This is a genomic window from Pseudomonas sp. LB3P14 (assembly GCF_054898045.1).
Genome location: NZ_CM142714.1, coordinates 5,894,544 through 5,907,624 on the forward strand (window position 1 = coordinate 5,894,544; position 13,081 = coordinate 5,907,624).

The 13,081-nt window shown below is 59.5% G+C and carries 8 protein-coding genes; 4 read left to right on the forward strand and 4 right to left on the reverse strand.

All coding sequences use genetic code 11. From position 1 onward, the window contains the following. Positions 1–282 precede the first annotated feature (282 nt). The 3 genes from ACYZT5_RS26975 to ACYZT5_RS26985 all read left to right on the forward strand — a co-directional run bounded on the left by ACYZT5_RS26975 (position 283) and on the right by ACYZT5_RS26985 (position 7,007). On the forward strand, positions 283–3,735 hold the full coding sequence (locus tag ACYZT5_RS26975; RefSeq protein WP_462048148.1) for an alpha/beta fold hydrolase: 3,453 nt from the start codon (positions 283–285) through the stop codon (positions 3,733–3,735). A gap of 125 nt (positions 3,736–3,860) precedes the next feature. Beyond that, positions 3,861–5,729, forward strand: a complete 1,869-nt coding sequence (locus ACYZT5_RS26980) for a c-type cytochrome (protein ID WP_462048149.1) — start codon at positions 3,861–3,863, stop codon at positions 5,727–5,729. Between the two features lie 27 nt (positions 5,730–5,756). Beyond that, positions 5,757–7,007: a metallophosphoesterase family protein gene (locus ACYZT5_RS26985; protein WP_462048150.1), complete on the forward strand. Its 1,251-nt coding sequence runs from the start codon at positions 5,757–5,759 to the stop codon at positions 7,005–7,007. A gap of 120 nt (positions 7,008–7,127) precedes the next feature. Here the strand turns inward: ACYZT5_RS26985 and gbcA are convergent, their stop codons facing one another. Then, entirely contained in the window at positions 7,128–8,423 is a 1,296-nt protein-coding gene (gbcA, locus tag ACYZT5_RS26990; protein ID WP_462052318.1) for a glycine-betaine demethylase subunit GbcA, read from the reverse strand. Between the two features lie 437 nt (positions 8,424–8,860). On the opposite strand from gbcA, the gene gbcB reads away from it, so the two are divergent. After that, on the forward strand, positions 8,861–9,961 hold the full coding sequence (gene gbcB, locus ACYZT5_RS26995; protein WP_462048151.1) for a glycine-betaine demethylase subunit GbcB: 1,101 nt from the start codon (positions 8,861–8,863) through the stop codon (positions 9,959–9,961). A 43-nt stretch (positions 9,962–10,004) separates the two neighbouring features. Here the strand turns inward: gbcB and ACYZT5_RS27000 are convergent, their stop codons facing one another. From ACYZT5_RS27000 to ACYZT5_RS27010, 3 genes are all read right to left on the reverse strand, one after another. Further along, positions 10,005–10,829, reverse strand: coding sequence for an SDR family oxidoreductase (locus ACYZT5_RS27000; protein WP_462048152.1), 825 nt, complete (start codon positions 10,827–10,829; stop codon positions 10,005–10,007). A gap of 201 nt (positions 10,830–11,030) precedes the next feature. Next, positions 11,031–12,392, reverse strand: a complete 1,362-nt coding sequence (locus tag ACYZT5_RS27005; protein ID WP_462047420.1) for an IS4 family transposase — start codon at positions 12,390–12,392, stop codon at positions 11,031–11,033. 127 nt (positions 12,393–12,519) lie between these two features. Beyond that, the gene (locus ACYZT5_RS27010) at positions 12,520–13,053 is read right to left on the reverse strand and encodes an REP-associated tyrosine transposase (protein ID WP_462048153.1); all 534 of its coding nucleotides are present in this window, start codon (positions 13,051–13,053) and stop codon (positions 12,520–12,522) included. Positions 13,054–13,081 lie beyond the last annotated feature (28 nt).

Genomic DNA, 13,081 nt, shown 5'->3' on the forward strand with positions numbered 1-13,081 from the left:
CGTCACTTATCCACATCTGGTTCAGGGAGAACGCGTGATGGATAGCCAGCCACATCGCTCGCCCCCCATTCTCTGCGCAACCTGCGTGCCCACGCCGGCGGCTTTGTTGCGCAAACGTATTCACCGGCACGCCACCAATCAGCGCGCTCGTCTATAGCGCCTGAGCTTTCCAACGGCACCAGCGTGCTGCCGCTGAGTTTACTCAGTGGCCAGGTGTTCGTTCGCCCATCGATTGCAGGCAACCGCAGAGTTGCCCCACCTGCCTGAGAGAGGAATAGACCCATGACACGGATCGCAACGCCCATCAGCGACATCAAGGAACATTACGACGTGATCGTCATTGGCTCGGGTTACGGCGGCGGGATCGCTGCGTCGCGCCTGTCCCGCGCCGGAAAGCGGGTCTGCCTGCTTGAGCGTGGCCGGGAGATGCAACCCGGCGAGTACCCGAACACGATGCTGGCGGCGACCGAAGAGTTGCAGGTGCATGACCCGGATGGCCACATCGGCTCACGCACCGGGTTGTTCGACCTGCACGTCAACGCCCAGCAGAACGTGGTGGTCGGTTGTGGCCTGGGCGGCACCTCGCTGATCAATGCCAACGTCGCCCTTGAGCCGGAGCCTGGCGTGTTTGACGACCCGCGCTGGCCGTTGGAGGTGCGCAAACATCGTGACACCTTGCTCAAGGACGGTTACGCCCGGGCTCGGGAAATGCTCAAGCCCACGCCGTACCCCAGCACCTCACCGGTGTTGCCGAAACTCGAAGCCAACAAGAAGTCGGCGGATTACCTCAAGCAAGGCGCGCATTTCTACAAGCCGCCGATCAACGTGACCTTCGACAAGCTGCCGAACAACCTCAACCACGTCGGCGTCGAGCAACTGCCTTGCAATCACTGCGGCGACTGCGTGTCGGGCTGTAACAACAAGGCCAAAAACACCACGCTGATGAACTACCTGCCGGACGCCTGGAATCACGGCGCGGAAATTTTCTGCCAGGCCGAAGTGCGTCATCTGGAGCGCGACGGCGATGGCTGGATCGTGCACTTCCAGTACCTGGACAGCGGTCGCGAGAAGTTTTCTGCGCCGACGCTGTTCGTCAAAGCCGATATCGTGGTGGTCTCCGCCGGCACCCTGGGGTCCACCGAAATCCTCCTGCGCTCCCGAGATAAAGGCGTGTCGATGTCCGGCCAGCTCGGTGAAAACATGAGCGGCAACGGTGACATCCTCGGCTTCGGCCACAACTGCGAGCAACCGATCAACGGCATCGGTTTTGGTGCCCATCCGGCCAAGGAACTGCACCCGGTCGGGCCGTGCATCACCTCGGTCATCGACATGCGCACCGAAGGCGACTGGCGTAGCCGCATGGTCATCGAAGAAGGCTCGATCCCCGGCGCCCTCGGCCGGCCGATGGTACCGAGCATGGCCGGGTTCGCCGAGCTGATCGGCAAACCCACTGACGACAGTTTTACCGGCAAGTTGAAGTACAAGGAGCGCGAAGCCGAAAGCTTCCTTCGTGGCCCGTATTACGGCGCGCTGCACAACATGCAGACGTACCTGATCATGAGCCACGACGACGGCAAGGGCCGGATGGTGTTGGACAGCAAGGATCAGCTGCGCATCGACTGGCCGGGCGTCGGCGAGCAGGAAAACGTGAAGATCGGCAACGAACGGCTGCACCTGAGCACCAAGGCGCTGGGCGGCATCTGGGTCGAGAACCCGATCTGGACCAAGCTGCTCAAGCACAGCATCGTTTCGGTTCACCCGCTGGGCGGCTGCGTCATGGGCGAGGACGCGGGGCAGGGCGTGGTCAACCACAAAGGCCAGGTGTTCAGCGGGGCCAGCGGGACTGACGTGTATGCCGGTTTGTACGTGACCGACGGCGCGGTGATTCCGACGTCTCTGGCGGTCAACCCGCTGCTGACCATTTCGGCGGTGAGCGAGCGCAACATGGGCCTGCTGGCAGACGATCGCGGTTGGAAGATTGACTACACGCTGCCCTCGGCGCCGCGCAAACAAGTGGCGCCACCGACTCTTGGCGTGCAATTCACCGAAACCATGAAAGGCTACTTCTCCCGGGCCTTTACGGCGGCCCAGAGCACTGATCTGAAGGTCTACGTAGCAGCGGCCAAACGCGGTGAGGCGGACAACTCGCCCATCGACTTCACCCTGACCATCACCGCCAACGACCTCAATCGCATGATCAAGGAACCGGCACATGCGGCCACGCTGGTCGGCACGGTCAACGCACCAAGCCTGTCACCGCAGCCGCTGACCGCCAGCAATGGCGTGTTCAACCTGTTCGAGCAGTATCAGGAACAGGTCGGCGTTCGCCACATGAAGTACGACATGAAACTGACCGCCGAGGACGGCAGCGACTATTTCTTCAGTGCGTTCAAAACCGTGCCCGAAGACAACGGCGTGCTGAACATCTGGCACGACACCAGCACACTTTACGTGACACTTTATCGCGGGCCGGACAAGACCGGCGAGGTGATTGGCACCGGGGTGATGCACATCCACCCGACTGATTTCGCCAAGCAAATGACCACCATGAAGGTGCTCAACGCCCGCAACGAGCGCGAACGCATCGAAGGCCTGGCACGGTTCGGCAAGTTCTTCGCCGGGATTCTCTGGGAGAGCTACGGCGGCGTGTTCGCTGGCGACATCTACTTCAATCCCGACGCACCGCCACGGCTCAAACGGCCGCTGGATGCGCCGCCGCCAGTGGTGCACTTCTTCGAGACCGAAGACAACGTCGAACTGCGCCTGACCCGTTTTCAGGGCGGCAGCAAAGGGCCGGTGATGTTGGTTCATGGGTTGGGCGTGGGCTCGAATATTTTCTCCACCGACACCATCCAGACCAACCTGCTGGAGTACTTGTGCAAGCACGAGTACGACGTCTGGCTGCTGGATTTGCGGGTGAGCATCCTGCTGCCGGCGAGCAAGAAGGAATGGAACGGCGATCAGATCGCCCAGTACGACTTCAAGGCTGCCATCGAGCAGATCCGGCAAGCGACCGAGGCCGCGGACGTGCAATGCGTGGTGCACTGCTACGGCGCGACGACCTTCTTCATGTCGTTGCTGGCCGGGTTGCAGGGCGTACGTTCGGTGGTCTGCTCGCAGATCGCGGCAGATGCCGTTGTTGCCACGGCGACCGGGCTCAAGGCCGGTTTGCACCTGCCAGGCATGCTTGACGCCATTGGCATCAAATCCCTCACGGCGTACGCCGACAACAAGGAAAACTGGTTCAACAAACTCTATGACAAAGCCCTCAACGGCTATGCCCGGATCGAGGCACAGGGTTACTGCACCAACCCGGTGTGCCATCGCATTACCTTCATGTACGCATCGTTGTATCGCCACGACACCCTCAACGAAACCCTGCACGACAACCTGCACGAGCTGTTCGGCGAGTCGAACATGCACACCTTTGAGCATCTGGCGCTGATCGTGCGCAAAGGGCATCTGGTGGACTTCAAGGGCGAGGACGTGTACATGCCGCACTTCGACCGGCTGAGCATGCCGATCTGCTTTATCAGCGGCGCAGACAACCAGTGCTACCTGCCGGAAAGCACGCTCAAGACCTATGAGCGCGTGTGCGGGGTCCATGGTCCGGAGCGCTATAGCCGGCATGTGGTGCCGGGGTACGGCCATATCGACTGCATGTTTGGCAAGGACGCGGTGGTCGATGTGTACCCGATCATCCTGCAACACCTTGAGAAAACAGCTCTCGGCTAGCGCTGATCGTTCCCACGCTCTGCGTGGGAATGCCGCCATTGGACGCTCCGCGTCCGCTGTTGTGACGCAGAGCGTCACGGGATGCATTCCCACGCGGAGCGTGGGAATGATCTGGGGATTACAAAATGGACAGTTACATCCGCTGGTTTCAACGCTTCATCTGGCTAGGCATCGTGATGAACATGGTCTTTGCGATCCCGGCGCTTTTCGCCCCAGGGTTGTTGACCTCGATGCTCGGCATGCCACCGCAACTCTCCGATCCGTGGCTTGAAAATGCCGGCATGCTGCTGGTGGGGATCAGCCTGTTCTACATGCCGTCAGGTTTCAACGCACCGCGATACGTCGTGCATTCGTGGCTGTGCGTGTTGTCGCGATTGGTTGCCGTGGCGTTCTGGATTTACCTGATCAACACCAGCAACCAGGCCCAGGTGTTCGTGCCAATGCTGATGGGCGATCTGAGCATGTTCCTGATCCTCGGGGTTTTACTGTACCTGGGCAGCACACCGGCCAATCGGCCCTTGGCGTTGCTTCGCGACGGCTGGCGTGAGTGGCGCGCAGCTTGGGCGCGACGCTGGCAGCGGCACAGCTTCAAGGTCGCCACGCTGATCGTGGTACTGGCGCTGGGGTTTATCGGCTACGAAACCTGGTATCAGATGCTGCGGGTCGTGCCGGCAGAGCAATACGCTTCTGACGAAGATCACTACAAATACGCCGCCATCGGCCTCGGTATCGAAGCGCGGATTCCCTATTACCTGTTCGCCGTATTACCGCAGATGTGCCCGGAGAAAATGCCCAAGCCGGGCGGCTATGAAGTATTCGGTTTTCTCTACGAGAACGGCAAGGACCTGCCCATCGGCATGGCCAAGCGTCAAATTGGCTACCCAACCGTGGAGCCGAACTGTGCTTTGTGCCACACCGGCTCCTATCGGGCCAATGCCAGCGACGTCGCCACCCCGGTGGCCACCGCGCCGGCCAATACCCTGCAACTGCAGGCTTTCCAGTGGTTCGCCTACGATTGCGCCAGCGACCCGAAATTCACCACCGACGCGGTGATGACCGCGATCAACAGCAAGTTCCAGCTCGGGTTTTTCGAGCGGTTGTACAACCGCTATTTGATCATCCCGATGGCCACGAGCGCGCTGATCAAGCAGAAACAGGCCTATGCCTGGCAGCAACTGCGCGCACCTCAAGGGCCGGGGCGCACCGACACCTTCAACCCGACGAAAATGGTGGTGTTCGGCTTCCCGGATGACTCGACCATCGGCACCGTCGACTTGCCGCAAGTCTGGAACCAGAAACCCCGAGAGTCGCTGTACCTGCACTGGGATGGCAACAACAACGACATCCACGAGCGCAACTACGCGGCGGCCATGGCCGTGGGCGCGACGCCGGAGTCAGTATTGCCGGCCAGTTTCAACCGGGTGACCGATTGGCTGCTGGGCCACAAACCGCCGGCCTGGCCGTTCGCGCTGGATCAGGCCAAGGTCGCCAGGGGCAAGCCGGTCTGGGAAAACAACTGCGCCGGTTGCCATGATTTCGGCCGCACCGACACCGGTCAGGTCACCACCAACATTGAGGAACTGGGCACCGATCCGCATCGGCTGAACTCGTTCACCACAGGTTTGGTGACGGCTTTCCACGGCTTCAAGAAAGTGCCGTTCGACTTTGGCGCCTACCGCAAGACCCAGAGCTACAGCAACACGCCCACCGACGGCGTCTGGTTGCGGGCGCCGTACTTGCACAATGGTTCGGTGCCGACCCTGTGGGATTTGCTGCAACCGCCGGAACAGAGGCCGCTGGTGTTCTTCACCGGCTCCGATGTGTACGACCCGCAGAAGGTCGGCTTCGTCACCAGTGGCGAGCAAATGAAAGCCTCGGCGGACTTCAAATACGACACGCGCCTTGAGGGTAACCACAACAGTGGCCACCTGTATGGCACGCAGCTGTCGGAACTCGATAAACGGGCGCTCATCGAGTTCATGAAAACCCTGTGATCCCACTACGGATGGAGGAATACCGACATGTCACTCGTCACTCATTGGGAACATGAATACGACAAGGTCAAGGTTCGCCTGCACGGGTTGTTCACGCGACTGGAAATGTCCTGGAAGAAGCTCGTCAGCGAGCTTGAACCGGAGGAGTTCGAGGCCATCGTCGCGCTGCTGCAGCGGGGCCATGATCAGGCGCACTACGCGCTCAAACACGGCGACTTGCCGGACGATCAGCCGAGCGTGCCGTGGGAGTTGGCCCACGGCCTGTCGATCTTGCACATCGGCAACGCGAGTCCCTTGCCGCAATCGGAAGACGAGCTGCAAACCCGGGTGCTCAAGGACGGTAGTCTGCTCGGTTGTCGCAAATGGGAGCTGCTGGATCTGTTGTGGAGCGAGGCACTGCTCAAATGGATCGAGAACCTGCGGCATCACGCGCCCTTCGCCACCAACCCGGCGCTGATGCGCATGGACAGTGACGTGACCCTGGCCATTGCCGGCGACTGGGGCACCGGACCGTTCGACAGCCATGCCCCGGCGGTGTCGGTGGCCAACCAGATGCAACTGGCCCAGGCCGATTTCACCATTCACCTGGGGGACGTGTATTACGCCGGCACCCATTCCCAGGAAGACGTCGACATGGTCGGCTGGCCCATGGGCAAGCACGGCTCGTTCACCCTCAATTCCAATCATGAGATGTACAGCGGCGCCCATGGTTACTTCAAGGAACTGGCCAAGCGCTTCCCGGCGCAGCAGGGCACGAGCTATTTTGCGTTGTACAACGACGACTGGCTGGTGATCGGGCTCGACACGGCTTATGCCTCGGATCCGATTAACCTGTACATGGATGGTGCGCTGAACAAGGAGCAGATCGACTGGATGAAAGGTCTGCCTCAGCGCAAGAAAATCATGGTGCTCAGTCATCATCAGGGCTTTGACATTTCCGGGCACAACAAGACGGCGCTGTATCAACCAGTGTGCGATGCCTTGGGGCGTGAGCCGGATTACTGGTACTGGGGGCATTTGCACAATGGCATCTGCTACGCCGCTCAGGGCGGCTTGCATGCGCGCTGTGCCGGGCATGGGGCGATTCCATACGGCAATGCCAGCGAACTGGACGGGCATTCGCGAGTGTTGTGGTCGGAAACCAAGAATGCAGGCGATGAGGCGTACCCGGACCGGGTGCTGAATGGTTATGTGAAAGTGCGGTTGGTGGGTGAGAACATCGAAGAGACGTTTATTGGTGAGGATGGCAGCGTGCGGTGGTCGTCGGCAGCCCAGTGATCGTTCCCACGCTCTGCGTGGGAATGCAGCCCGGGACGCTCCGCGTCCCTTAACAGCGTGACGCAGAGCGTCACAGGAGGCATTCCCACGCAGAGCGTGGGAATGATCAGGCGGGTGGTGTCAGCCCTGAACCGGAACGCCTTTGAGGTACGGCGCAGGCTCAGCCCCCAGGTTGTTCAGCAAACGCTCGCTGTACCAATCCACAAAGTTCACCACGCCAAACTCATAGGTCTTGGAATAAGGCCCTGGCTGGTAAGCGGTGGAGTTGATGCCGCGCTGGTTCTCTTCGGCCAGGCGACGGTCCTGGTCGTTGGTCGCATCCCACACCTTGCGCATGCGTTCCACGTCGTAATCCACGCCTTCGACCGCATCCTTGTGCACGATCCACTTGGTGGTGACCATGGTTTCCTGCGCGCTGATCGGCCACACGGTGAACACGATGATGTGGTCGCCCATGCAGTGGTTCCACGAGTGCGGCAGGTGCAGGATGCGCATCGAGCCCAGGTCCGGGTTCTTGATGCGGCCCATGAGTTTGGCGCAGCCCTGTTTGCCGTCCAGGGTCATCGACACGGTGCCCTTGAGCAGCGGCATACGCACGATGCGGTTACGCAGGCCGAAGCTGGCGTGGGCGTAAGGGATCTTCTCGGCTTCCCAGGCAGCGGCGGAGGCAGCGACGTGGTCTTTGAAGGCCTGGTCGGCGCGCGGGTCGGTAACGTCGTCCCATTCCAGCAGGGTTTTCAGCAATTCCGGGTGCGAAGCGTTGCAGTGGTAGCACTCGCGGTTGTTTTCCAGCACCAGTTTCCAGTTGGCTTTTTCGAACAAGGTGGTCTGGATCGCCACCTTGGTGTTCTCCATGTCGTACGGTTCCATGTAATGGTTCAGCGTCGACAGGAAGTCATCGATGGCCGGCGGATTCTCTGACAGGCTGATGAAGATGTAGCCGCCGGCGGTCTTCACGTTCACCGGCTTGAGGCCGTACTGCTTCATGTCGAAGTCGGCGCCCATCTCGGTGCCGGCGAACAGCAGGCGACCGTCCAGTTCGTAAGTCCACTGGTGGTAGTGGCAAACCAGTTTGGCGACTTTGCCTTTTTCGCTGGTGCACAGCCGCGAACCTCGGTGACGGCAGACGTTGTGGAACGCATGCACCACGCCTTCGGCGCCGCGAATCACGATGATCGGGTTCTTGCCGACTTGCAGGGTCAGGTAGTTGCCCTTGGTCGGGATTTCGCAGGCCATGCCGGCGATCAACCACTCTTTCTGGAAGATTTCCTGCATGTCGATATCAAACAGCCGCTCGTCAGAGTAAAACGGCTGCGGCAGCGAGAAAGTGCGTTCGCGCTCTTGCAGCATCTGCGCGGTGGCCTTGCGTGCGGGTTCCAGCGGATCGCCCAGGCTGATTTTTGCGGTGACGTCCATCGTGTGTTTCCTCAAGGCCATCTGCGTGGCCGCGAAAGTGGCTTGGTGGCCGGTGTGGCGGGTTTGGGTGGGCAAGTTCGGCGCCTGAAGTCCTGATCCTGCGTTGCCGCTCCTCCCCATAGCTAGCTATGAGTCGTCGCGGCGCCTTGGCTCAGAACTTCATGCATCCGAACCTGCTCCACCCAAACCCGCCACACCGGCCACGGGTTGCTACGCAAGGTGTAAAGATTGTGTCTTGGTATGGAGCGAGTGTGGGGCCGCCGTTGCCCGGAACCTTATCCATGGGCGACATGGCCCAATCTGTTCCCGACGCGCAACCCCCGGTAGTTAAGGGCTGGTCGCGATAAGTATGTGAATGTCGCAGATAGGTAAATGGGTGGTTCGCGCTATACGCAGAATCGCCAACATAAGGCCGACCATCGGCGGTGGAGAACAGCATGTCCAACAGCTTCCTGAATCCGGTAACCACCCAGACCTGGGCCAATGGTCGACACATCGTCCGTTGCGTCAAAGTCATCCAGGAAACCTGGGATGTGCGCACCTTCTGCTTTATGGCCGACCAGCCGATTTTGTTCTTCTTTAAACCGGGGCAGTTTGTCACCCTGGAGCTGGAAATCGAAGGCGTGCCGATCATGCGCTCCTACACCATTTCCAGCTCGCCATCGGTGCCGTACAGCTTTTCGGTGACGATCAAGCGCGTACCGGGTGGCAAGGTCTCCAACTGGCTGCACGACACCCTGCATGAAGGCCAGGAGCTGGCCGTGCACGGGCCGGTCGGGCTGTTCAACGCCATGGACTTCACTGCGCCGAAGGTGCTGTACCTCAGCGGTGGCGTTGGTATCACGCCGGTCATGTCGATGGCTCGCTGGTTCTACGACACCAACGGCAACGTCGACATGGTGTTTATCCACAGCGCCCGTTCGCCGAAAGACATCATTTACCACCGCGAGCTGGAACACATGGCGTCGCGGATCGATAACTTCAGCCTGCACCTGATCTGCGAGAAGCATGGTCTGGGCGAGCCGTGGGCCGGTTATCGCGGTTACCTGAACCATAAGATGCTGGAGCTGATGGCACCGGACTTCCTTGAACGGGAAGTTTTCTGCTGCGGTCCGACCCCGTACATGAACGCGGTCAAGCGCATGCTCGAAGCGGTCGGCTTCGACATGTCGCGTTATCACGAGGAATCGTTCGGTGCTACGCCAGCGGAAGCTCGTGCCGATGCGGTGGAACAAGCCGAAATCGCAGCAGACGCACCAGACATCGACGTGGCGGACCTGCATCAGGTGGAATTCACCGCGTCCGGCAAGAGCATTCGCGTTGCACCGGGTGAAACCGTGCATGCGGCAGCGGCCAAGCTGGGCCTGTTGATTCCGAAGGCTTGCGGGATGGGGATTTGTGGGACGTGCAAAGTGATGAAGCTGGGCGGGGAGGTTGAGATGGAGCATAACGGCGGGATCACTGAGGAAGACGAAGCGGAAGGGTTCATCCTTTCGTGCTGCAGCGTGCCGAAGGGTGACGTGCGTATCGAGTTTTAAGCAACACCGAGCCCATTCCGAGATCGGGATGGGCTTGTTTTACTCAGTCGACAAACAGATCCGGCATCAGCGTATCGGTTGAGTCAGGCGCAAACCGATACCCCTCAAAATCCGTCACCCCGTTTTCCCCCAAAATTTCCTCATCAATCAGCAACCGACCGGTAATGCTGCGGCCGCTGCTGGTCAGAATCGCGTAAGCAGCATCCGCCATGATCGCCGGCGTTCGTGCGTGTTTGAAGGACTCCCGCGACCCTAGTTGAAACTCGATAGCCGCGGTTGCAATCATCGTCTGCGGCCACAACGAATTAACGCTGATGCCGTAACCGGCAAATTCCTCGCTCATCCCCAGCGTCAGCATGCTCATGCCGTATTTGGTCACGGTGTAGGGGCTGTACTGCGCGAACCATTTGCTCGCCAGATTCAGGGGCGGGGAAATGCTCAGGATATGTCCGGCGCTTTTCTTCAGATAGGGCAGGGCGGCCTGGCTGCACAGGAGCACGGCGCGGGTGTTGATCTGGTGCATCAGGTCGAAGCGCTTGAGTTCGATGTGTTGAACCCCCGTCAACTTGATCGCCCCGGCATTGTTGATAAGCGCATCAATACCGCCGAAATGTTCGTTGGCCTGGGCCAATGCTTCCCGCACAGCGACTTCATCACGCACATCCACCTGCAAGGCCAGCGCCTTGCCACCCGCGGCTTCGACTTCTTTCGCCACGCTGAAAATAGTGCCCGGCAACTTGGGGTGCGGCGCGGCGCTTTTAGCGGCAATCACAACGTTGGCCCCATCCCGCGCGGCGCGCAGCGCTATCTCACGACCAATCCCGCGGCTGGCGCCAGTAATGAACAGGGTTTTGCCTTTCAATGACATGGGTGCGCTCCTTATTGTTTTTATCTGAGCGGATTGAAGCAGCTCGCCAGTCAATGTAGACCAACTCGCTGCACCTGATCGTTCCCACGCTCCACGTGGGAATGCAGCCCGTGACGCTCTGCGTCACAACGGTGTTCGGCTCCACGTAGGCGGTGAGGCTGGAACGCGGAGTGTCCCGAGATGCATTCCCACGCGGAGCGCTCATCGTTCTACACAACTCTCGATGAGCGCACGCTGGGCGTCTAATGCGATAACAAACTCACGTATTCGTTGCATCCCTATCCACATGGCCTTGGGGCCGGGAGGTCCGTCATTTTTACGCCCCAAGTAGCCTCCCAGGCTCGTGACCAGTAAAACCATTTCTCCTAAAGAAGGGGGCGCAGTGGGCGGTTGGCACCGTTTGACCACGATATAGGCTGCTTTCCACTCCGAAGCCTCAAACACCATCTCGCAGCTTAGATCGGGACAAGCACGTCCCAGCATCAGGCTGTACAGCACACGCCAGGTCGTGATCAGGTACAAACCAATGCAGGGCAACAACCGTTCCTCGGTCTCCAGCTGCAATCGACTGACCTGACAACCATTCTTCAGCACATTGAAAAACACTTCGATAGACCAGCGTACCCCGTACCACTCAACCACGGTGCTCGCCTGCTCCAGGCTAGTGACCGGCAGACTGGTCAGCAGCAGCCACTCCAGAGGTTCAACACCGTCTATGGCGTTTTCTTCACGGGCCAACACAGCATTGATCGAGACGCTGGGCAATTTATAACCCGGCCTGTCGGGGGCACGCAGGGTCACGGTTGCCGCGCGCAAGGTGACATCAGCCAGTCGGGCGGGGCGCTGGGGACGAGCTTTGACTTCAACCTTGAGTGTTCCCAAGGACGGTGCCTGATCCAGTGCCGACCACAACTTCCCGTTGTCAGCCCCCAGCAAGCGCCTGTCTTGAGCCGCCCGCACGATCCATTGGGCCCGGGTGTCTGGACTGAACTCTTGATGATCAACAAACCATTCGTACAGATCGCCCTCAGCATCGGCGAGGTTGACCACCAGGGTCTGCGGTAGCTGCCCCTGAATCGCGCAACTGGTTTGATAACTGTCAATCCAGCGCTGACTCTCTTTCTCATCAATCCCTTTATCTCGGCGCTCATGGCGGGGGCTCGGTTTATCGCGGCTCCACCACTGAGCATCGACGACGCCCAGACAAATACGTTCGGGGGTAAAGGCAATGGTTGGGTGCAGACGTCGAGAAAACTTCTTCTGCGCCTTGATCGTGCCCATCCCTTTGGGACCGAGATTGACCCATTTGTCCATCTCGGTCGTGTCTTGCGCCAACAGCACCACGGGACTGCTTTGCATCCGTTGCAGGGTCGCGTCCTGATGGGGCCGCAACACCTTCTGGAACGTGACTTTCTCATTATCAAGAAATCGATAGGCCGCCGTGGTTTCTGCCAGCCCTCGACAAGCGGTCGGGATGCTGTTGCCGGGATGATCGGCTAGGCGTCCTAAAAAGCTGGCGAGCCTGGCATTTAAACGGCCATCACCCAAGTCGGCGGTTTTCATTTCGTCCTGTGCCCAATTCAATCTTCGTTCTCCATTTCTTCGAGTTTCAAAAATACTTGAAAACAGAGTTATGTAGAACGATGAGCGCGGAGCGTGGGAACGATCAGGTTGGAGAGCGCCGGGAGCCTTAATACCAGCGCTGAATATCGATCAGGCCTTCCAACCCTGCATAATTTCTCGCACTTGAGTAACGCCAGTGCTCCGGCAAGTCCACATACCCGCGCTTCACCGGGTTGTAATGGATGTAATCGAGCTTCTGGCGCATCACCGTTTCGCTGTACACCATCTCCGCGTGCGAACCTTCCTGCCACAGCTGATACACCCGATCTTGCTTGTGCGCGCGTTTGCTGAAACGCAGGCGCTGCAATGCGCGCTCGGCGCCTTTGCTGTGTAAGTCATCGATGATTTGCCGGGCAGTGAAGGATTTGAATTGGCTGAGGCATTTGCTTAGATCTGGAGCCTGCGCGACAAAATGCAGATGGTTCTCCAGGACGACATAGCCATACAGCTTCAGGCCCTGGTGGTTTTGCTGATAACGCCAGCAATTGAGCAGGTGGTCGACGATGTAAGGGCGGATGAACAGCGGCAGCCATTCCATGAGGGTGCAGGTGAGGAAGTGAGGTTTGTCGGGTTCGGTGATGGTGTAACGACTTCGGCCCATGAGTGCATTCCTTTGCTGGGGAATGACT

Coding starts and splice junctions, on each gene's coding strand:
- ACYZT5_RS26975 (WP_462048148.1), top strand. CDS start 283: ATGACACGGATCGCAACGCCCATCAGCGACATCAAGGAACATTACGAC.
- ACYZT5_RS26980 (WP_462048149.1), top strand. CDS start 3,861: ATGGACAGTTACATCCGCTGGTTTCAACGCTTCATCTGGCTAGGCATC.
- ACYZT5_RS26985 (WP_462048150.1), top strand. CDS start 5,757: ATGTCACTCGTCACTCATTGGGAACATGAATACGACAAGGTCAAGGTT.
- gbcA (WP_462052318.1), bottom strand. CDS start 8,423: ATGGACGTCACCGCAAAAATCAGCCTGGGCGATCCGCTGGAACCCGCA.
- gbcB (WP_462048151.1), top strand. CDS start 8,861: ATGTCCAACAGCTTCCTGAATCCGGTAACCACCCAGACCTGGGCCAAT.
- ACYZT5_RS27000 (WP_462048152.1), bottom strand. CDS start 10,829: ATGTCATTGAAAGGCAAAACCCTGTTCATTACTGGCGCCAGCCGCGGG.
- ACYZT5_RS27005 (WP_462047420.1), bottom strand. CDS start 12,392: ATGAAAACCGCCGACTTGGGTGATGGCCGTTTAAATGCCAGGCTCGCC.
- ACYZT5_RS27010 (WP_462048153.1), bottom strand. CDS start 13,053: ATGGGCCGAAGTCGTTACACCATCACCGAACCCGACAAACCTCACTTC.